The organism is Halodesulfovibrio spirochaetisodalis, from assembly GCF_001672295.1.
GTDB lineage: Bacteria > Desulfobacterota > Desulfovibrionia > Desulfovibrionales > Desulfovibrionaceae > Halodesulfovibrio > Halodesulfovibrio spirochaetisodalis.
On the sequence record NZ_JXMS01000025.1, the window covers coordinates 33,172 to 53,747 of the forward strand.

A 20,576-nucleotide genomic window follows, 5' to 3' on the forward strand; every position below is an offset into this window, starting at 1 on the left:
CTGTATCTATCACTTTAGTTAACTGCTGCCATCGCAGATACAATCTTTTCATAAAATTGACCCAACCCTTTCAGGTAAGGACACAGCTTAGCCGCTTGTTGTAATCCAACGTCTGGAAGCAGTGACACAGGAGTACTTAAACTGTGCCTTTCTAAATAATTCACTACATCTCGTTGATTCTCAGCAACGACAATAGTAGAAAATGGGGATTGGAGCGCACAAAGCTCCCAGCAAGTGGAACCTCCTGCAGTAATCGTAAAATCTGCCCAGAGCATGAGTTCTGCCATATCTGAAGCATATTTTATTACCTCTACTTGTGCAGAACAACGTTGAAGCAAATCATCCCAAGCAGCTAACGAAGTGCCCCCTGCAACAACACGTAAGCTGACACCACTCCACATAGGCAACTTAAATAGATCACGCAACATATCAAATCTGTGTTCCATATCCCCACCACCTAGGGTAAGCAGCACATTCCGAACTTGTAATTCAGTTTGCTTCTGCATTGCAATTGGAATCGCGTTCAAAACCTCTTGCCGCAAAAGAATATACTCTATTCCCAATAACTTATGTCCTATTGAGCCTTGATATGAGTAGCGCTCTGCACCGACATTCTGGTTTAAAAGAATATCACAACAGTATTCTGGTAAATGATTACAATCATCTATCACCAAAAGCTTGTAACCAGCATCACATACAGACTTTTGATCGGCATATGTAAAATGATAGCCATCAAAAACCACCCAGTCTACAGTGTACTTTTCCATAACAGCAAAAAGATGCTGGAAATTTTGGGTAGTTTCAATTTCTTCTTCAAGAAACTCAACATCAATCTGCTCAGTTCGGAGACGCTCACAGACCCATGGAATAGTAATACGCCCAACTAAGATCACAGAGTTACCGTTGCTTGCCCATGCCTGCGCCAGTGCCAAACAGCGCATTACATGTCCTGCACCAATGTCAGGAGTTGCATCAGCACGAATTACAAGCACCTCACTCATTATAGTTGCTCAGTCTCTTTTAATGCACGATACATTGCTTCTGCCCGAACCCAGTCTTCTTCTGTATCAATATCTTGCACTCGATGGCGCGGCACCTGAACTCCCACAGCTTTCCCCTCCTGGAAGTCATTTCCATTAAGTAAAAACTCTCGTGTTCCCCAATAAATTTGCCCAGTGCCATGATAACTCTCAGGTAAATCCTGAGAACGAACTCGAATAAATTGTGGCTGGCTCATACTCATTCGCCCTTCTGAGTCTTGTTCCAAGGCCCAATGAGTTGGAAAGTCATACGTTGTAATCGTAAAAGAAGCAGGCGCGGTTTCAAGGGCTTTGTATGTTAATTTTAGATCCGAAACAGTTGTAAAAGGGGTCGTTGCGTAAATACAACACACGGTATCAACTTGGACACCCTGCTCCAAATAGTGATTCAGAGCATGAACGACAACAGGTGTCGTCCCAGTAAAATCATCTGCAAGCGCTGGAGGACGCATAAAGGGGACGTCAGCTCCATACTTTTTTGCAACATCCGCGATTTCTGCGTCATCAGTAGAAACAACCACTGATGAAAAAAAACCAGACTTCAAAGCGGCTTCGATAGAATAAGCAATGATGGGTTTTCCACAAAATGGACGAATATTTTTACGAGGAATACGCTTGCTTCCACCTCGAGCAGGTATCACCGCTATATGCATGATTCTTCCTTATAGCTAGATATATGTGCCAGTAATTATTACAGTTATTTGCTGGGCAAGAACAAAAAGTATGACTGTAAGGGATAATTAGACTATGCTGAGAGTGAAGACACTACCCGATCAACATCGGCTTCATCCATACCTACCCACATTGGCAAGCTGATAATCTGCTCGTATGCCTTTTCTGCATTCGGGCACAGTCCTTTTTTATAGCCAAGCTTTTGGTAATAGGGATGCAGATACACCGGGATATAGTGGACATTAACCCCGATATTGTCAGCACGCATTTTTTGAAAGACAGCGTCCCTGTCGTCAACACGCACAACATAGAGATGGTAGGCGTGACGAACATTTTCAGCTTTATGAAGAGAAATCGCACAACTTGAATTCAATTTAGAATCATACCACGCGGCAACTTCACTACGTTTAGCAAGCCAGTCATCCAGTTTAGCAAGCTGAGAAACGCCCAACGCACATTGCACATCAGTAATCCGGTAATTGAAGCCAAGGTCTGTCATTTCATAAAACCATGCTCCCTCTTTTTCCCTTTGATGTGCATCGGTTGTTATACCATGACTACGAAATGCCCGCATTTTAGATGCTAACAACTCATCATCGGTAACAGCCATCCCGCCTTCACCGGTTGTGATGTGCTTAACTGGATGGAAGCTGAACACAGTAATATCGGCAAGCGTCCCAACGGAGGTATCGTTATAGGCTCCTCCAATAGCGTGGCATGCATCTGCAACCAACGCGATGTTATGTCTATTTGCTAAAGATTGCAGGGCATCCCAGTCACACGGTTGCCCTGCATAATCAACAGCAATGATTGCTTTTGTTTTCGCAGTAATATTTGCTTCAACAGATTCAATATCAATAAGCAGTGTATCCAACGAAACATCTGCAAACACTGGAGTAGCACCACAGTAAAGGACACTGTTTGCTGTTGCCGCAAACGTCATTGCCGGAACAATGACTTCATCTCCCTTCGAAACATTCAGGGCATACATTGCAGCATGTAACGCAGCAGTACCGCTGTTAACAGCGACACCATGCTTTGCACCTGTATAATCACAAACAGCTTTTTCAAAGAGCCCTACTCGAGGCCCGGTGGTAAGCCAGTCCGACTTTAACGCATCCACAACGGCCTGAATATCATCATCACCAAGAATCTGCCGTCCGTAAGGTAAGAAAGGAGCATTACTCATCAAATTACTCTTCAGCGTATTTGTCGAAATCAATAATTTCTTCGACAGTCATAAAATCAGGGTTATTACCTGAATGATAAGCATACCCTTGAGGGACTGGAGTTCCCGTCTCGCCTAATGCGTTACATGTGTAGTTGCAATGAACAGAATGGAACGTGATTGAAGGACTGATAACATAGTGATCAGCAAACTCGAGAGTAAGGTGAGAATCGTCTGAAGGACACATAATTTCATGCAGCTTTTCACCAGGGCGGATACCAACTATTTTTGCCGGCACATCTGGACCATAGGCTTTTGCCAAATCCATAATACGCACAGAAGGAATCTTAGGTACAAAGATCTCACCGCCCTGCATTCGCTCAAAGTTTTTCAATACGAAGTCCACACCCTGCTGCAAGCTGATCCAAAAACGAGTCATGTCTTCATGGGTAACTGGTAAGTGATCAGTACCATTCTGGAGAAGTTTCTTGAAGAAAGGTACAACAGAACCACGAGAACCAACAACATTACCGTATCGAACAACAGCAAAACGAGTATCTCTATCACCAACATTATTGTTAGCTGCAACAAAGAGTTTGTCAGATGCAAGTTTGGTAGCACCGTATAAGTTAATTGGATTTGCGGCTTTGTCAGTAGAGAGTGCAATAACTTTCTTAACATTATTAGCAAGCGCAGCTTTGATTACATTCTCCGCACCATAAATATTGGTTTTAATACACTCCATCGGATTGTATTCTGCTGCTGGTACCTGCTTGAGTGCTGCTGCGTGAATAACATAATCAACACCATTCATAGCCTGCATGAGACGTTCAGAATCACGAACATCACCGATAAAATAGCGCATACAAGGAGCATTGTACTCCTGCTGCATTTCAAATTGCTTCAATTCATCGCGTGAGAAAATAATCAAACGTTTCGGAGAGTACTTTTCCAAAATCGTTTTTGTGTACTTTTTCCCGAAAGACCCTGTTCCACCTGTAATCAAAATCGTCTTGTTATTGAACACGTTCTATCAATCCATTCGTTAAATGCAGTTTATATCTTAAAATTACATTACGCTACGCAGCGCATCGTCAGAAGCAAGCTCAGCAGACTTGTTTTTTAGACTTTTTTTATACTCAGACAGCACTTCTTCTGCATTTCCATGCATAATCAACTGTCCCTTTTCCAACCAAATAATGCTGTCACATTTTTCAACAGTTGTAAGACGATGTGCAACAATTGCGACTGTTATCCCTTCAGATAATTTTTCAACTGTCTCTTGAATATGCTGCTCTGCTGCACCATCAAGTGCGCTTGTAGCTTCATCAAAGAATAATATCTCTGGACTGTTATACAAAGCTCTTGCAATAGCAACTCGCTGAATTTGTCCCCCGGACAATCGTACCCCTCTTTCACCCAGCACTGTATCCAAGCCATCTGAAAGCTGACTAATAAAGTCGATTGCAGCCATTTGACAGCACTTTAACACTTTTTCTCTATCTATTTCCTCACCCCATTTAGAAAAGGCAATATTTTCAGCAAAAGAGGCATTTAAGAGAAAAGGCTGTTGTGGAACGACACCTATCAAGTCACAATAGCCTTGCTGCTGATTGTCAACTAAGTCAATTCCATCAATCTTTACAAAACCCTCAGTAGGAGCAATGACGCCGGTAAGCAATCTCATCATGGTAGTTTTACCTGCTCCGGAACTACCGATAATTCCGACAACCTCGCCTTTTTTGATAGAAAAACTCACATTATCCAACGCAAAGTTTTCTCCATATTTCACGGTTACACTCTGCAACGTAAGGCTGTTATCAAATGAAACCGATTCTGTATCGACTGCCTCAAGTGCGGTATCAAGTTCAAACAATTCAAAAAACTTTTCCATATACGGAGTGTGAAAGTACACTTGACCAACACTGTTAACCAATTTGCTGAACGTTGGAAGCAAGCGCCAAGCAAGCCCAGCTAATAAAGAAAGCGTTGCAATCAAATGAACCGCACTATATTCGAGCCAAATCATAGCAAGGACTGAAATAAACAGTGCCAACATCCCTGCGGCTTCAAGAGCAAACGCTGGGGCAGCTTGATACGTTGGAGGCAGCGGCACATGCTTGCGGTCAACATCAAGATATTGATCAAGATGCTCTACAAATTTATCTTTTTTGCCGTATGTATATATCTCTTGAACTGCATTGAGTGCAGTAAGCAGTAACTGGTAAACATTTCTGTTATTTTCTTCGAGTACTTTCGTATGAATATATATCTTACGTTTGGACAAATTATAGAAGAAAGTAGCAAAAGCCCCCACTAACAGCACAACAATACACATAATTTCAAAAGAAATAAAAAGCCCGCATCCTACTAATGCTATTGCAACAATGATGTTTGCCAGCACAGCCAGTAACGCATTAATATAACGCGCAACCTGTACCCGGTACCCCATGATTGCCAAAAGATCTGCGCTATCCTGTTTCAGATGCCACTCAAAGTCTTTAGCAAATAACTTTGTCAGCAAACTTGTCCCAAAATCAGAAGCAATTGCAATAGAGACCTTACCCTGAATGTAAAGCAAAAAAGTTTGGCAAATATTCTTTATTATAGTGAGAAGACAGACAATAAACACTACAATTGCCAATATCGTCGGAAGGCCATCTTCAAACTTATCTGGAAGTGACACATAGCTAAACAAGGTCTTAACTATAGAAATCTCATATATTTTTTCAGGGGCACTCATTGCAACCCCCAAAAAAGAGATCGAACCGGCAACGAGCATTTCTACAAGTGCCATGAATAAAGTAAACCCTACGATAAGAACTAAAGCCAGCTTTTGTCTCGAAGTTAAAAAGCGATTAATTCTAGATACATATTGAAGTGGAGTCAGAGTCAAAGCGACACACCAGAACCTTTTATTCTTACAGTATTATAAGAGTTTAAAACCAATTCAAACGACTATCTTTTTCAGAAAGCAGCTTCATTACGTCATCCATTGAATATGTTCGCGGCAAACAGAAAGAGACTGCAGAATCAATAGTTTTTTCATAATCACTTTCAGAAAAGCTAGTACTCTCTAACTTAGCAAACGAAGTTTGAAGATCTCCAAATGACGTAATGGAGAAACAAGTCGGTCCGTCTTTGAACAAAGAGACTTCCTTTTCAAAAGCGAACACCGGCTTCTTCGCCATCGTAGTTTCAAGCAAAACTGTACCTGTGATGCTGGCAGTTGCTTGTGAATTTTCAATCAAATCTTTTGAATTGTAGCTCATGGAAACAAGCTCAACATTGGGGATGTCAGCCAGTTCTTTATAAAATCCAGTGCTCTTGAAATGTCTTGTAGAACATAGAAAATATGTAAAACCTTCACGATTCAACCTGAATTGGGTTGGATGCTCTTTAACGTAGAGCTTCCAACCTGTTGGCAAACTTTTGGCAAGCATTCGAATATGTACAAGCTGATTGTTTACTGCGACTCGTACACCTGTTGCAGCTTCAGGCTCCAAATGAAGCGCGTAAAAGACATATTTTTCTGAAAGGTCAGGTTCAGAAGCAATCCTGTTATAGGCTTTGGGTAAATAAAACGAGTACAGGTACCCAAGGTAGTATTTATACAAAGGAATACGAACACCAAACTGCGTACGATAACTTATTCGGCGCACAAGCCCTACCAGCATCTCGTAATTGACCATGCCGATACAACGCTTGACTAATTTTTTGATCCAAGGAGAATCAGTGACACTACTACTCTGGAAAAAAGAGTTTTCAAGAAGAGTCTTCTTGGAACAAGCTACGTTCCCTAATGGGATTAATTCATTTTTTGCAACGTCCAATAAAGAGTAGACTGTGTAGCTGGACGTATAAATACTATATACAGGTATGTTGGCCCGTGCAGCAAATGCATACGGAATACTACAAATTGGTGACCCGAACTCAGGATGGCAATTTAGAACCAAATCTATTTTAGTTGTTGCAAAAAATTTATTCCAGAAAGCCAGTGCAGCGTAGTAAAGATCATCACTTTCCCAATTTCTTGCACTCAATCGTTCTAAAAAGTACGAAACCTTTCGCTGAGTTTCACGAAATTCTTTTACGAGCGTCTGAGAAAAAAATTCAAAATCCCTGTTATAAATAACATCCTCTACCCGAAACAAAGAAGCAGAAGCAGGTAAATGCTCTTTAAACTTATCATAGTTAAAATCACATGCTGCAACTGCAACGATTTTGTAACGACTTTCATCAGAAAAAAAACGCACTATTTCCTGATGATATGCTAAAATTAGAATTGTTTTTTTTTCACTCACTACAGAACCTATTTTTTATATGCTTTCGTAAAGAATTTATGAGTACTTCGATGTCATCTTCTGTGAGGGGCTTAGATCTTGTAAGATCACCACTGTAAGCTGAAGCGTACAGGCTATTTGCCTCTTCCTGCAAAACATCCTGATCAACAACATGAGAAGCAACATCCTGTAAATTAAGGGTATCAGTAAACCTAAATGCACCACTCAGATGCTGATACTGCGGGTTTCCAAAAAACACAACCGGCTTTCCTGCACGTAGTGCCTCCCAACCGACTGTACCTGTGATAGTTACTGCAAAATCACTCTTCTCCAGCAATTCATGCGAAGGAGTTTCGTTGCTTACGATTCGGACATTTTTTAACTTATGAATCGCATCATAAAAATCATTTGTCCGATAATAAAACGTTTGAAGAGGGTTTTCTTTCAGTAGTAAAAGATAATTTGGGGGTAGCTTCTGTGAAACTTCTTGTATTGCAACAAGCTGTAGCTCGAACGCTGCATCTGCCATTCGACAGGTTGAAGCTTCTGGCTGATAATGCAGCGGGAAATATACGAATCGCTTATCTTTTGAAAGTGCACTAACATCAGTTACATTCTCTTTTGCCTTCCGAACCCAACTTAGATGTCGATAAACATTGTGAACTATGTGCGGATTTTTTGCGTTCAGTATTCGCTTTACAATTTTTTTATTTAAAGTCGAAGCATGCCCCTTAAGAGCCTTAGGGGAAAAACCAAACTGACTAAGATCCAAGTCTTTATTCTCACCAGGTACAGAAATCACATAATGAGACTGTCCATTCTCTGTAATAAAAAAGCAAGGCGGCGAAACATAAAAAAATGGAGTGCAGGACACTGTATGAATGTCCATTTCGTGCGCAAGAGCAAATAACAACGTATCAACACACTCATGAACGATCCCACTGGACACAACAAGTTCTGCCTTTGATTTAACCAAAACATCGTAGCAAGCCCTTGCGACCCTTCGAAACATCAGCTGTATCTGGTCGTATCTCAGGTGCTGACCGGTATAAACGTTAAGACGCCCAGCATGAGCCGAAAATTCCCCAAAATGCTTATTAAAAATTTTTTCATACAGTGCCAGTGGGATGGGATACGTAATTGTATATTCCTCACTGAAAAGCAAAGCATTCACATCAACAGTAGCATTCTTCGATTCATGCTTTACCCACGCTCCTACAGAAAAACATCCAGCGCCTTGCAACGCAGAAATAACTGTTTCGATTCCATCAAAGCCATATAGCACTGCTTTTTTACAAGCCATTTCTTTTCCTTAGATCAATATGGAAGTAATCTATTTTAACTACGAGGGTAAAAGGATGCCCCCCCCAGCACTTACCGAAGGGTAAGCTTGAGAGCGCTACAGGTTATGCAAGAAGAGCCAAACAAAGTTCCTTATGAACCATAAAAAGAGGGAGAGAAAGTACATCCTGCTGCTTACCACGACGGGGGATTCGGTACCACTTATTGTCTAAACCTACAACGAAAAAGTATTAAGGGCTTGTCACACAGCGTTTACAGCTAAAAACTACCTACTCAGCAACAGACGTTATTTTACATGCTCAATAAGCAACTCAGAGAATAAATGCCTTTCTTGTCCTGATTTCTTAGAAAGCTGCATTTTTCGCCCACCCTATATGCCTCCTCAATTTAGAAAAGCACACCGACCACCATCAAAACATTCAGACGACCACATCTTCATAACATGCTGTTATCTTGTACTTAAAAACAAAAAAAGCACAGGTACCAATTAACTCATGATTAAGCTCCTGCTACTAGGGTTTGATGATAGTCAAACCAAACATGCGATCACACGCCTTCATACCTAAAACATCGCTGCTTTTCTCAATAACCATCACTATGTTTTTTGCATATCTGAACATTGCAAATCACATTCAAAAAGCGCAAAAATACCTGAAAAGCTGTTTTGACATTTTCGTCACAGCAATGTTGAAAACTGATTTTCGATATACACGATTCTCATCGCAGTTTTTATATCAATTGTCCCGAACTCAGCTACCCATGGAGAGATCAATGTTTAAAGCACCTTACTTATTGTTCCTTGGCGATGCACCTGACAGACTTGCTGCAAAGATGGCGCAGGGCATTTACGATTGGCGTCCAGAGTCCGCAGTTGGCCAGTTCCGTATGAAAGACTGTAATGTCGATCTCGGAATTACAGATTTGTCAATTCAAGATGCCGTAGCTGCCGGAGCAAAAACATTGGTTATCGGCATTGTTAACAGAGGCGGCGTTATTTCTGAAAGCTGGAAATCTGTTCTCATAGAAGCTCTTGAAGCAGGTATGGATATCGCTTCCGGACTGCACAACCTGCTTCGTGATGAACCAGACCTTGTTGCAGCGGCAGAAAAAGCCGGACAAAAACTATATGACGTGCGTGTACCGTCTATACAATACCCCATTGCTAACGGAAAAAAACGTTCCGGCAAGCGATGTCTTGCTGTAGGAACCGACTGCTCCGTAGGAAAAATGTACACAACCCTGTCCATGCACCGTGAAATGAAAAAATGCGGTATGAACGCGACATTCAGAGCCACCGGACAAACTGGCATTCTCATCGAAGGTGATGGCGTACCGCTTGATGCTGTCATCGCCGACTTTATGGCTGGGTCTATTGAATGGCTCACTCCAGACAACGCTGAGGATCACTGGGATCTTATTGAAGGACAAGGAAGCCTATTCCATGCCTCTTACTCAGGAGTTACAACCGCGCTTATCCATGGCGGACAACCTGATGCCCTAATCCTTTGCCATGAGCCTACACGCGAACACATGCGTGGCCTTCCAGAATATCAGTTACCGCCTCTTGAAGCGTTGCGAGACCTCTCTCTCCGCATGGCTACAATCGTTAATCCAGACTGCAAAGTCATCGGAATCTCGATCAATACACAACACATGGAAGAAGCTGAAGCCATGGCGTATCTTAACAAGGTTGAGAAAGAGATGGGGCTTCCAACTATTGATCCATTCAGGCAAGGTCCAAGCCGTCTCATTGAGGCTCTAACATGCGTATAACCGTTACGAACGATGTATTTCCGCTTGCCAAGGTTTTTACCATTTCACGCGGCTCCAAAACAGAAGCCGTGGTAGTACGTGTTGAAATTGAAGAAGGCGGAGAAACAGGACGCGGAGAGTGTGTGCCGTATGCACGCTATAATGAAACTGTTGAGAGTGTCACAGCACAAATAAAATCTCTTTCTTTGCCGATAACACGAGAGACCTTGCAGGCTCAGCTTCCTGCAGGTGCTGCACGCAATGCAGTAGATTGTGCCTTATGGGATCTGGAAGCAAAACGTGCAGGAAAATCCGTATGGGAACTTGCAGGTATTGAAGCACCCAAGCCGGAAGTTACAGCATATACACTTTCTCTTGATACTCCGCAGAACATGCTTGAGGAAGCCCGAAAAAATTCCTCACGACCACTGTTAAAAATCAAACTTGGCGGCAAGGATGATATCAAGTGCATTGAGGCAGTTCGAAAAGGAGCGCCGAATGCACGCATCATTGTCGATGCTAACGAAGGCTGGACGCCCGAGTTATATCAAGAAATTGCTCCAGTTTTGCTCAATCTCGGTGTTGAGATGGTTGAACAGCCCTTCCCTGCCGGAGCTGATGACGCACTGAAAAATCTCAAACGCGTATTACCGGTTTGCGCAGATGAATCATGTCATGATCGTACCTCTCTTCCAGATCTGGAAGGCAAATATGACATGATCAATATAAAACTTGATAAGACTGGTGGACTCACAGAGGCTCTGGCGTTAAGAGACCTTGCACGAAAACAAGGTTACCAGATTATGGTTGGATGCATGGTCGGTTCCTCTCTTGCCATGGCCCCTGCGGTACTTGTTGCTCAAAACGCTGAAGTAACCGACCTCGACGGCCCTTTATTGTTGGCAAAAGATAGACCCAACGGGCTGCAATATGATGACGGTCGCGTTCGCCCACCACAAGCGGAGCTATGGGGAGCTCCTTCCAATCCCCTTGCTTAGAAAAGACTATCTCAGATAGATAAAGGATAATCATGAGTCGCACAGTTTATGTAAACGGCAGCTACCTGCCTGAAGAAAAAGCAACTGTCTCCATTTTTGACCGTGGCTTCCTGTTTGCCGACGGTGTTTATGAAGTAACTGCCGTTTTAGATGGAAAACTGGTAGATTTTGCTGGTCATGTAACCCGTCTTGAGCGTTCCCTTAACGAACTCAAAATGGAACTTCCTGTCAGCAGTGATGAACTGCTCGAAATCCATCGAGAGCTTATTAAGCATAACAAGTTGGACGAAGGTGCTATTTATCTGCAAATTACGCGTGGTGCAGCAGACAGAGACTTTGTTTTTCCAAAGAATGCCAAACAGACCCTCATTCTCTTTACACAAGCCAAACCGATTTCAGCTCCAAAATCAGGAATCCGTATAGTTTCTGCCCCAGACATACGCTGGGGACGCCGCGATATCAAAACGGTTCAGCTTCTTGCTCCTTCTTTGACCAAAATGCTGGCGAAAGAAGCAGGCAAAGATGACGCTTGGATGGTTGAAGACGGTTTTGTCACCGAAGGCACTTCTTGCAATGCATACATTGTAACTAAAGATAGCAAAATCATTACCCGTAATCTTTCCAACTCTATCCTGCACGGTATTACTCGAGCCGCTGTTTTAAAGCTTGCCTCTGAGTTGGATATGGAAATTGAAGAACGTCCATTTACCATCGACGAAGCCCAGCAAGCTGCTGAAGCATTCGTTACCGCTGCCACGGCATTTGTGAACCCAGTTATTGAAATTGATCACGTAGAACTTTCCGGTGGCAAACCTGGCCCTGTAGTAACTCGACTCAGCCAGCTGTACATTGAAGAAAGTCGTAAAGCTGCGATTTAGCTTTGCCACGAACGCTAGAGACAGAACCGCCCTCGTCTATATACAAGACGAGGGCGGTTTTTTAATACATTTGGACTGCCCCCAAACCTTTTCTCTTTTTGTCTCCGACAGCCAAAGAAATGATCCCCCTCCCCCTGCCACCCAAAAGCATTTTTTAATCGTTAGCTTCGGCTTATCGAAAACTATTTAAAGCAAAACTGGCTGGCATACCTTAATTCGATGCAGTGCGATTGAGTATCTAATAAAAATTCTAACGACATGCACTGTTGCTTAAGTTGATCAACTATGAAATCAAACATTACATACTGTTAAGAATGTTTTTCAATAAAAAACTGGAGCACACATTGTATATTGCAAACTTTCTACACAAAAAAATGTTAATTTTTACTTGTTCTGTGCTTATCAGCTTTATTGTTTTCACTATTATGCTTCCTTCTGCATTCGCTCTAGATTTCAGAGACAAAAGAATCACTCAATTAACCGTACCTTACTCTAAACACGTCAATACGCTTATATGTTTGAAGAAGAACTTAACAGAAGGAATGAATCAACTAAAACAGTCCGAACATAAGTTGCTCTATCTTAGAAATATTGAACTCCTTGAAGGCCTCATCAAAACAATGGTCTTAATGCATGGCTCACTGTATGCAGCAAGCGTTGAAACATCTTCACATGATGAAATTTCAAGTGTTTTACTTAATATCACTACTCTTAAATTTAATTTAGACTGGTACCATTCAAAGATTGTAGAGAACACCAACTTAATACTCTCAAAAGAAACGTTTCCTCTGAACGTTCAAAAGAACTTTGCAGTATCTGCAAAACACATGCGAACTGAACTTCAAAAAATTACATCGCTAGGGGCTGCTACCGTAGAATCTTACGCTAATTTTCTTTCCGAATATCCCTCAATTAATTCTATTCGAGCACAATTTATAGAAATTCTTGATGATGATTCAATACTGGTGGAAACTGCAAGAGTTCGCACCCGTGTGCGTCTTCTCAATGTAGATTGCCCTGGATACTACCAAACTGGGGGAACAGAAACACATGCCTTTATTCAAAAATTTCTAGGAAAAGAAGGTGCTGTATATCTGGAATTCGAAAAAGAGCGCTTTGATCCGTACAACAGACTTATTGCATACATATGGAAGGACGGGACAATGCTTAATAAAAAGCTCGTCCAAGTCGGGCTTTGCAGAGCAAAAATCGCTTCTCTGGATGAAGACCACGTAGTGAAATAATCGTCCGACATGTGTTAAGCATCGCCCGAATAGCTCCTTGGCTTCAAAAAAATATGAGTAAATAAAAGGTTAGTTATAGTACACCTTAGAGATATGTTGGAGTATCTGGCTTCACTCGTTCTTTGTGATGATGTTGAAGAAATTGGGCATATTGAAATTGAAGACCTTGCTATTTCAATTGGATGTAAGCAAGCACTGGAAGAATGGAATTATGAATTTCAAATGACGGTTAATGATGAATACCCTCCAAATTCAGGTTTCTCTTCGCAAAAACAACTGAATAAACATATTCAAGAAGGAAAATTTTTGGCTGTCGCTTTGCAAAAAGAGCTTGGAGCAGAGTATGAAATTACATATGTGCCAATTGATGCTAACTCACTGAAGGAGCAGTAACTAATTATATCTCGTAGTAAAATCATGAGGTCGATAGGCGCATTGATAGCCTTTGAAAACATGGAGTCTGTGGTCAAAGATTAGAGCAATGCTTGCAAGAAGAACCAGGTAATAAGTATTTAGTTATTGATGAAGCTGAGTGGATACGCGATCACAAGAATAGTTAGCTTGACGGGGAAGCTATCGATACCTGAGATCTTTTAGGTCTCAGGTTGAATTTGATTTTTTTGTGCCAGTAAAAGGAAAATCTGGCGAATGAGGCGAGTAGAAAACATCCACCTTTTTATTAAGGATTACTTATGGAATATTTAGAAAAAACATTACAGATTCCAAAAGAAACAGGGTATAGCGTAAGAACAAACTGGATTGAAGAGCATAAGATACTGATCGAAATTTGTGGAGACAATTCTGTAAGAATATTGGCAAACAAAGAAGGGTTAGAAACTTTAGCAGTTCACTTGCTAACCTTAGCTCAAGATGGAATTGGAAAGGGGATGCATGTCCACTATGATGTATACGGTGGATTAGAAGAAGGGTCTTGTGATGTTATTATTGAGCGAGGGTAGTAAGAAGCTTCCCTTAAAAAGAGACAAGTCAAAGACAGTTACCGCAGTCATGGAATTTCAAATGCTACCTATTACAATTGGAAATCAAAGTAGGCGGCTTGAAGGCTTCCGGATGAAAGACATGGAGCATGACCTGTTGCAATTAAACCGGATGTACGCGCTGACATGGCGCTCGAAAATCATGCTCTGAAGGATCTCATCGAAAAAAAGCTTTAACGCCGTCCAGCAGACGTGAAGCAGTTCTATTTCTTATTGCAGAACACAAGCTTTCGATTTCTCGAGGTTATGCTTGCGTGGGCTTATCGCGAACGGCGTATTATCGGCTTCCACAAATCCGGTCAGATGAGGATGTCATTTATGCCCTGAACGAGTTGATAGCAAAGCATCCTCGCTGGGGATTTTGGAAATGCTTTCGTGCGTTGCGCCGTGCTTATTCATGGAATCATAAAAAGGTCTACCGTGTGTATTGCGAACTCCGGTTAAATCAAAAACGCAGAGCAAAAAAACGCCTTCCTAAGCGGGTTAAACAGCCTCTCCACACTCCAGATCAGCCTAACCAGACATGGTCGGCAGATGTTATGAGTGATTCACTTTATGCGGGGAAGCGCTTTAGACCTTTCAACGTTATTGACGATTTTAGCCAAGAACTTTTGCATATTGAAATCAATACTTCCATAACTGGAAAACGGTTAATACGCGTATTTGAGCGACTTCGATATGAAAGGGGATTACCGAAAATTCTGCGCACAGATAACGGCCCGGAGTTTCTTTCGGGAGAGTTTGTCGCATGGGCTGAATCTGTGGGAATGTTTATTCAATACATCCAACCAGGGAAAACCAACCAGAATGCATACATTGAACGGTTTAACAAAACCTATGGAACAGAACTCTTCCGCAATCTCGCCGAGGTTCGGGAGATAACCTACTGGTGAAAACTGACCTACAATGAGGAACGTCCGCACGACGCCCTTAATGGACTAACCCCATCTGAATTTTTATCTATCAACGCGGAAAACTCTGATTTTGAACTGTCAGCTTGACGGGGAAGCTTATGCCTAGATACTACCAAACTGAAAAAACAGAACCGCATGCCTTTATTTAAAAACTCCTCAGGAAAGAAGGTGCTGTCTATCTGAAATTCAAAAAAGAACGCTTTGATCCGTACAGCAGACTTATTCTTACGTCTGGAACGACCAGACACTGCTTAATAAAAAAGCTCCCAGTACCAATTCCCGGGAGCTTTGCTTCTTGCATGAAAATACAAAGAGACTGCTGAACTAGGCAGACATTTTATAATCAGGATCTGCTACACATGTGACATCTGTTGTTTTATCCTGAGTACGTAACACCCTACTCACATGTATCAAGCTGGTAAGTTTAATAATGGGCTTGATGAGAAGTTGCGCACTGCCAGCGACAAAAAGCCATGTACCGTCAGTAACAAGACTACTGGAAAGGAAAAAAAAGCTACCGATCAAAAACCAGATTGCAATAAGCAGATCATTAAAGGCACCTACGGCCTCATAACGTCTTTGAATTATAATATGCTTCTGACCCAATTCAATTTCAAGTCGACCTTTATTAGATGTATTCATACTGCACGATTCCGAACTTTCATAATTTTCATTTACGTTTCTTCAGGCTACTGAACTCATCACAGACTTTATTGGACAAAAAGTTGTCATCACCGCTTTAGAACGAAAACATCGACCATCTGCTTTTTTCTTACTGCTATGCAGTGCTTATTGCCAAAAGAAATGATGTAGTTAAATACATCCATTGACGCACTCATTGCGTCACCCTGTTCAACAACCTTTACTCATCATTAAATAAATCAAAAAAGATTTACGCTCTAATTTCATTTTTGTCATCAAACAGTTCTTCTACAAATTATCAAAATAGATGCTACAACATCTTCCTTATAAATACTCACTCAATACAATTGAAACATCTCAAGCTAGAAAGCGGTATAACCTTTATGTAAAGGCAAAACAAAAAAGGCTCTGGAGTTACCAGAGCCTTTTATTCTAAGCCTTGAAGATGTCTTGCAATGCGTTAAGACAAAACAATGTGACAACTTCCAACGTGTTGATGGCGTAACCTTCTTTATTGCCTTTTAGGAATCCTTTGTGATTTTCGAATCAATTTGGAAAGCTCTTTTGCATTGGCCTTCCTTACCAGCTTCTTATTTTCATTCACTTTGGGTTCAATAAAAGCAAGTTCTGAGTGCAGATCTAAATAGTTTTCATACCGTTCCATCTCAAGTGAACCATCAACGAGCAACTCAAGTACTGCACAACCAGGTTCATTCCGGTGGGAGCAGTCGTTGAAACGACATCGCTGAGCTGCCTCATGGATTTCACTGTAAACATCTTCTAAACTATTCTGACTTCCCCATAATTGAAGTTCACGCATGCCAGGAGTATCTATTATCATAGCGCCGCTTTGTAAAAAGAACAGCTCCTTATGAGAGGTCGTATGTTTTCCTCTCAGATCACTCCTTCGCAGCTTTCCAGTTTTCGCGCTCTCCGTTCCGACCAAACAATTAATCAAGGAAGACTTCCCAACACCTGAAGGGCCAGTAAAAGCCACACTAGCTCCCTCAGGAAAACTCATCGAGAGGTTATCTATGCCTGCTTTTGTCACGGTGCTGACCAAATGAATCGGAATATCTTCCGCAACACTTCTGGCCTGCAATAACGCTATGTCTTCGTCAGCACAAAGATCAGACTTGTTTAATACGATGATGGGGTTAATTCCGCCATCAACAGCCAGGGTGATATACCGCTCAATACCTCTGAGAGTATAATTTCTACCCCCGTCCAGTCCACTGACTATGCATAAATAGTCAATATTCGCAGCAATCACCTGCTCCTCTGCTTTGTTACCAGATCTGTTTCGGGAAAAAACGCTTGTTCGTTCTAACACCTTTTCAATCTGAACAAAGTGATCACAGGATCGAAAAACCACCCAATCCCCAACAGTTGGATAATCAGACCGGTTTTCTACTGTAAAATGGAAGTGTCCAGAAACCTCACCTTCAACAAAGCCTTGCGTTGTGCACAACGTGTATTGATGACGTACTTCTTTCAGCACGCGACCAACACTTAAGCCGTCGGATTTAACTGCTTGAAACTGAAGGTCAAAAAATGAATTCCAACCTAACTTATCAATAGTTATCATACGTCGTCACCCATTTGCTGCCTTTCGATTTTTTCCAGAGCTATTTTGGCAGGAAAAGGCAACTGAGTTATAAGGCGTGCTGCTAATGTAAACAGCACAACTTCATTATCGTCACCTGCAATTCGATTAGTGCGGATAAATCCACACTTTTTGCATCGATGAATAACAGCGCATTCGCCATTATCTTTTATCCATAAGCCAATAGGCTCCATAATCCCATGACAGCCTGAGCGGCGATCTCCGATTTTCATATCCACATGCTTACTATGCAAGCAGTGAATACAATGATTTCGGTTTTTGGTTCCGCTCATTGGTGACGGCACCGTGAGCCCGCAATTTACGCAAATAAACGGGTTTGTATCAAAGTGAATGGTTTTCTGTTGTCTAGACATGACTCTACTCCTGCAAATGCAACAGACATTTGCCCTATATAAAACCACTTCTAAAACCACCATTGAATTACCAGCAAGATTGCACAATAAATAAAACCGTTGAAGCATTAAATATTCACGGTTTCTTTACTTGCGCAATGAAGGCAAAACAACGGCTCTGCTTTGGTAAGCAGTCTTAAATTAACTAATCAGGGTAATGGCAATCAGGTGCAGGATGCCCCTGTTCTGCGGGAGTGGAATGACAAAAAAGACGGGCTGCGATTACGCAGCTTGCTAGAACAGCAAATTAGTTGGTGTGTAGGTCTTTTAAGTTGTTCCTAGAACAGGGACATCTTTTTTACATTTGTAAACATGAAAACTCCTTTAGAGATTAATAATACATGCCGTTCGATCACAGCATATTCAAAAAGATTGAACAGCTATCAGTAACGGCCACCCTAACCAAGTTGGCAAAAAAAGTAGCATAACTATGCTCTCGCTACTTATTTCGCCCTATACTGACCGACCGGTCAGTCAGAAGGCAAATTAAGTGCTCTTCAGAGCAGTGTCAATACTTGTTTTACTTTTTAAGAATGATGACAGAAGAGATACTAGAAACGACACGATGCAGAGCACAACATCGCCCGTAAGAGACAGAAAACGCAAGATCAGACGCTCTGGACTAAATTCATTCTAGATAATAGACAGCGCGGCGCAATCAAAAGAAATGTTACAGATAAAAGAAATTGTTGAAAAACATAAAATAAAAGTCGTTGTTCTAGAATAGCGCAACCAACATTACTGTTAGCAAAAAGTCACAAAAGGCATTCTCAGAAACATCGTAAGTTTCCCCGCCAAGCTGGCTTTCCAATGATAGAGTCATTAGAACTAATAGCGAAAGAACGATCCGTATCGTCACTGAGGGCAAAAACACAGATCAAGTAGTCACTTCGTTCCCCAAAAGGTAGAAACATTATATGATAAAATACATTGAAGTAGACAAAAAAGGATATATATATTGTTCAGACTGTGAACAGGGACGGATACAAAAAGTTATTCTAAAGAAAATTCAAAAAGAAGTTTTTGTGTGTGAAGAATGTGAATCCCTTTGGTTTAGCCTTGAAGAAATAATTTTGAAGAAAAGTGACTTCTTCACTGGTTACCTTGAAGATGAAGGGCACATTACAACTGAAGGCTTTGACGATTGGGATAGCATATTAGAAAATGGAGAGTTTGTTCAGTTCGATGAAGTAAAAGATACTATTGAAAAATATAAAATAAAGGTCGTTTTGCTCTAGTAGCACAAAGAACATGACCACAAACAAAAAACTACGAAAGGCGCTCTCAGGAATATGAGAGCGTTTTTTTATTATAAGAGCCTCACTTACTCAACTCACTTCAAAACAACGTAGGAAAAAACATCTGAAACAGCTGTGGCTTCAACAATCCAGTCCGGTAAAAACATCACCATTGATGCCCAAAAAGATGTCGCCATTACTGGAGCAGTTGTACATGCAGCAAAAGATGTTTCTCTCTCTGCTGGAGAAAATGTCACTGTCTCCTCTTCTGCCAACACTTATACATCCGCCTTCAGCACCACCAATACAGATGCACGTGCAGGCATTGGTGCCAGTGTCGGTGCTGGAACTCCTGCCTTCGGCGTAACCGTCTCTGCATCGTTTGCTCTTCAAAAAGGTGAAGGTAAAATATCCACTCCGGTTAATACGCAAGTCAGTGCCGGAGAAACTCTTTCTGTTGTTTCTGGAAAAAACACTACCATTCAAGGCGCTAACCTGCATGGTTCAACTGTTGACATGAACGTTGGCGAGAATCTGACAGTCGCAAGTACTCAAGGAAGAACAAGTTCTAAAAGTACACAACTCAGCATTGGAGGGTCTGTAACCATCGGCTTCGGCTTTAATGCCAGTGGCGGCTTGTCCTCAAGCGGAAAAAATAACGCAGGTGGAAGTCTTGGAGGTGGTCAAAGCAAAGCTAAATCCAAATGGGTTAAACAGCAGACATCCATCATAGGTGACAAGAAGGTCAATATCTACACTGGAAAAAACACCCAAACAGAATTAAACACGTTCTATCTCATACCAAGCCAGACCCTGCTAAAGATATACACAGCGTCTTTAGCATACCTAAAGAACAGCTCCTTCCTTTACTTGATGAAGCATGGGCATCTAAGCCGTCAAAAATGAAAGGGGTTACCAGATATGGAAACACTGCTTATAATATCCCAGTGGGCGAGCTATCGGCACTAAAGTGCGAAACTAAAGTACGCATCGTAGTAAAAGAGAATACAACAAAAATACAAACTGCATATCCAGTAAGGTAGAAAGAAGTGAATATAAAAAACATTGTAGTTGGTAAATCTAGTCAAATTTATTGCCCAGGCTTTCAAGATGGAAGAATTATGAAGATTTTACTAAAAAAAACGGGACAAGTAATATACGCATGTGAGGAATGTGACGCAACATGGTTATCACTAGAGGACATCTTTGACGATGAAAAAGGCGAAGACTTAATAGATTATCTTGAGACCCTCGGCTATATAAAAGAAGGGATTGAAGTAGCCTGGGATGATTTTAGAAAAAATCAAGGGTTCGTCACGCTTCAAGATGTTGAACATATTATAAAAAAATATAACATAAAAATCATACCACCAACGCCACTTTAACAGCAAAGGCTCCCATATTAAGTTGGGAGCCTTTGCTGTTATT

Annotated in this window: 18 protein-coding genes and 2 pseudogenes; 10 read left to right on the forward strand and 10 right to left on the reverse strand. The window is 41.5% G+C overall.

Annotated features, from left to right (window positions below; translation table 11 throughout):
• Positions 1-14: 14 nt before the first annotated feature.
• From pseG to SP90_RS12730, 7 genes are all read right to left on the reverse strand, one after another.
• On the reverse strand, positions 15-1,001 hold the full coding sequence (gene pseG / locus SP90_RS12700) for a UDP-2,4-diacetamido-2,4,6-trideoxy-beta-L-altropyranose hydrolase (RefSeq protein WP_066856889.1): 987 nt from the start codon (positions 999-1,001) through the stop codon (positions 15-17).
• Complete coding sequence (gene pseF / locus SP90_RS12705; RefSeq protein ID WP_066856892.1) at positions 1,001-1,693, reverse strand: pseudaminic acid cytidylyltransferase; 693 nt, start codon at positions 1,691-1,693, stop codon at positions 1,001-1,003. Before pseF ends, pseG begins: the two co-directional genes overlap by 1 nt.
• Before the next feature lie 92 nt (positions 1,694-1,785).
• Positions 1,786-2,901 (reverse strand): UDP-4-amino-4,6-dideoxy-N-acetyl-beta-L-altrosamine transaminase, encoded by a 1,116-nt coding sequence (gene pseC, locus SP90_RS12710; RefSeq protein ID WP_066856896.1) that lies wholly within the window; start codon positions 2,899-2,901, stop codon positions 1,786-1,788.
• Positions 2,902-2,905: 4 nt separating this feature from the next.
• Positions 2,906-3,907 (reverse strand): UDP-N-acetylglucosamine 4,6-dehydratase (inverting), encoded by a 1,002-nt coding sequence (gene pseB / locus SP90_RS12715; RefSeq protein WP_066856899.1) that lies wholly within the window; start codon positions 3,905-3,907, stop codon positions 2,906-2,908.
• 42 nt (positions 3,908-3,949) lie between these two features.
• Complete coding sequence (locus SP90_RS12720) at positions 3,950-5,677, reverse strand: ABC transporter ATP-binding protein (RefSeq protein WP_066856902.1); 1,728 nt, start codon at positions 5,675-5,677, stop codon at positions 3,950-3,952.
• A gap of 142 nt (positions 5,678-5,819) precedes the next feature.
• On the reverse strand, positions 5,820-7,184 hold the full coding sequence (locus tag SP90_RS12725) for a hypothetical protein (protein ID WP_157471294.1): 1,365 nt from the start codon (positions 7,182-7,184) through the stop codon (positions 5,820-5,822).
• Positions 7,177-8,466 carry a capsular polysaccharide export protein, LipB/KpsS family gene (locus tag SP90_RS12730; protein WP_066856908.1) on the reverse strand — a complete coding sequence of 430 codons (1,290 nt, stop codon included), beginning with the start codon at positions 8,464-8,466 and terminating at the stop codon, positions 7,177-7,179. Before SP90_RS12730 ends, SP90_RS12725 begins: the two co-directional genes overlap by 8 nt.
• A 770-nt stretch (positions 8,467-9,236) precedes the next feature.
• Here SP90_RS12730 and dgcN point away from each other — a divergent pair.
• The 7 genes and pseudogenes from dgcN to SP90_RS16535 all read left to right on the forward strand — a co-directional run.
• On the forward strand, positions 9,237-10,238 hold the full coding sequence (dgcN, locus tag SP90_RS12735; protein WP_066856911.1) for an N-acetyltransferase DgcN: 1,002 nt from the start codon (positions 9,237-9,239) through the stop codon (positions 10,236-10,238).
• Positions 10,229-11,215, forward strand: a complete 987-nt coding sequence (gene dgcA, locus SP90_RS12740) for an N-acetyl-D-Glu racemase DgcA (RefSeq protein WP_066856915.1) — start codon at positions 10,229-10,231, stop codon at positions 11,213-11,215. Before dgcN ends, dgcA begins: the two co-directional genes overlap by 10 nt.
• A gap of 32 nt (positions 11,216-11,247) precedes the next feature.
• Entirely contained in the window at positions 11,248-12,093 is an 846-nt protein-coding gene (locus SP90_RS12745; protein ID WP_066856918.1) for a D-amino-acid transaminase, read from the forward strand.
• A 344-nt stretch (positions 12,094-12,437) separates the two neighbouring features.
• The gene (locus SP90_RS12750; RefSeq protein ID WP_066856922.1) at positions 12,438-13,337 is read left to right on the forward strand and encodes a thermonuclease family protein; all 900 of its coding nucleotides are present in this window, start codon (positions 12,438-12,440) and stop codon (positions 13,335-13,337) included.
• Between the two features lie 93 nt (positions 13,338-13,430).
• Positions 13,431-13,730 (forward strand): hypothetical protein, encoded by a 300-nt coding sequence (locus tag SP90_RS12755; protein WP_066856926.1) that lies wholly within the window; start codon positions 13,431-13,433, stop codon positions 13,728-13,730.
• 299 nt (positions 13,731-14,029) lie between these two features.
• On the forward strand, positions 14,030-14,296 hold the full coding sequence (locus tag SP90_RS12760; RefSeq protein ID WP_066856931.1) for an Imm32 family immunity protein: 267 nt from the start codon (positions 14,030-14,032) through the stop codon (positions 14,294-14,296).
• A 3-nt stretch (positions 14,297-14,299) separates the two neighbouring features.
• Positions 14,300-15,336, forward strand: a pseudogene (locus SP90_RS16535) (IS3 family transposase); the annotation flags it as partial.
• Between the two features lie 237 nt (positions 15,337-15,573).
• Here SP90_RS16535 and SP90_RS12775 read toward each other — a convergent pair.
• The 3 genes from SP90_RS12775 to SP90_RS12785 form a co-directional block, all read right to left on the reverse strand.
• Positions 15,574-15,891, reverse strand: a complete 318-nt coding sequence (locus SP90_RS12775) for a YrhK family protein (protein ID WP_066856936.1) — start codon at positions 15,889-15,891, stop codon at positions 15,574-15,576.
• Positions 15,892-16,402: 511 nt separating this feature from the next.
• Positions 16,403-17,479, reverse strand: coding sequence for a ribosome small subunit-dependent GTPase A (gene rsgA, locus SP90_RS12780; protein ID WP_082936444.1), 1,077 nt, complete (start codon positions 17,477-17,479; stop codon positions 16,403-16,405).
• Complete coding sequence (locus SP90_RS12785; protein WP_066856939.1) at positions 17,476-17,871, reverse strand: RNHCP domain-containing protein; 396 nt, start codon at positions 17,869-17,871, stop codon at positions 17,476-17,478. Before SP90_RS12785 ends, rsgA begins: the two co-directional genes overlap by 4 nt.
• Positions 17,872-18,827: 956 nt before the next feature.
• Here SP90_RS12785 and SP90_RS12790 point away from each other — a divergent pair.
• The 3 genes and pseudogenes from SP90_RS12790 (at position 18,828) to SP90_RS12800 (ending at position 20,533) form a co-directional block, all read left to right on the forward strand.
• A complete protein-coding gene (locus SP90_RS12790; protein ID WP_066856942.1) occupies positions 18,828-19,148 on the forward strand; it encodes a hypothetical protein in 321 nt (106 codons plus the stop codon).
• A gap of 129 nt (positions 19,149-19,277) precedes the next feature.
• Positions 19,278-20,054 (forward strand): annotated as a pseudogene (locus SP90_RS12795) (hemagglutinin repeat-containing protein); the annotation flags it as partial.
• Between the two features lie 215 nt (positions 20,055-20,269).
• Positions 20,270-20,533 (forward strand): hypothetical protein, encoded by a 264-nt coding sequence (locus SP90_RS12800; protein ID WP_066856948.1) that lies wholly within the window; start codon positions 20,270-20,272, stop codon positions 20,531-20,533.
• Positions 20,534-20,576: the final 43 nt, after the last annotated feature.

Bases quoted from the DNA above. Each gene is read 5' to 3' on its own strand.
- pseG (WP_066856889.1), bottom strand. From the start codon at position 1,001: ATGAGTGAGGTGCTTGTAATTCGTGCTGATGCAACTCCTGACATTGGT.
- pseF (WP_066856892.1), bottom strand. From the start codon at position 1,693: ATGCATATAGCGGTGATACCTGCTCGAGGTGGAAGCAAGCGTATTCCT.
- pseC (WP_066856896.1), bottom strand. From the start codon at position 2,901: ATGAGTAATGCTCCTTTCTTACCTTACGGACGGCAGATTCTTGGTGAT.
- SP90_RS12720 (WP_066856902.1), bottom strand. From the start codon at position 5,677: ATGGCACTTGTAGAAATGCTCGTTGCCGGTTCGATCTCTTTTTTGGGG.
- SP90_RS12730 (WP_066856908.1), bottom strand. From the start codon at position 8,466: ATGGCTTGTAAAAAAGCAGTGCTATATGGCTTTGATGGAATCGAAACA.
- dgcN (WP_066856911.1), top strand. From the start codon at position 9,237: ATGTTTAAAGCACCTTACTTATTGTTCCTTGGCGATGCACCTGACAGA.
- dgcA (WP_066856915.1), top strand. From the start codon at position 10,229: ATGCGTATAACCGTTACGAACGATGTATTTCCGCTTGCCAAGGTTTTT.
- SP90_RS12745 (WP_066856918.1), top strand. From the start codon at position 11,248: ATGAGTCGCACAGTTTATGTAAACGGCAGCTACCTGCCTGAAGAAAAA.
- SP90_RS12755 (WP_066856926.1), top strand. From the start codon at position 13,431: ATGTTGGAGTATCTGGCTTCACTCGTTCTTTGTGATGATGTTGAAGAA.
- SP90_RS12760 (WP_066856931.1), top strand. From the start codon at position 14,030: ATGGAATATTTAGAAAAAACATTACAGATTCCAAAAGAAACAGGGTAT.
- SP90_RS12775 (WP_066856936.1), bottom strand. From the start codon at position 15,891: ATGAATACATCTAATAAAGGTCGACTTGAAATTGAATTGGGTCAGAAG.
- rsgA (WP_082936444.1), bottom strand. From the start codon at position 17,479: ATGATAACTATTGATAAGTTAGGTTGGAATTCATTTTTTGACCTTCAG.
- SP90_RS12785 (WP_066856939.1), bottom strand. From the start codon at position 17,871: ATGTCTAGACAACAGAAAACCATTCACTTTGATACAAACCCGTTTATT.
- SP90_RS12790 (WP_066856942.1), top strand. From the start codon at position 18,828: ATGATAAAATACATTGAAGTAGACAAAAAAGGATATATATATTGTTCA.
- SP90_RS12800 (WP_066856948.1), top strand. From the start codon at position 20,270: ATGAAGATTTTACTAAAAAAAACGGGACAAGTAATATACGCATGTGAG.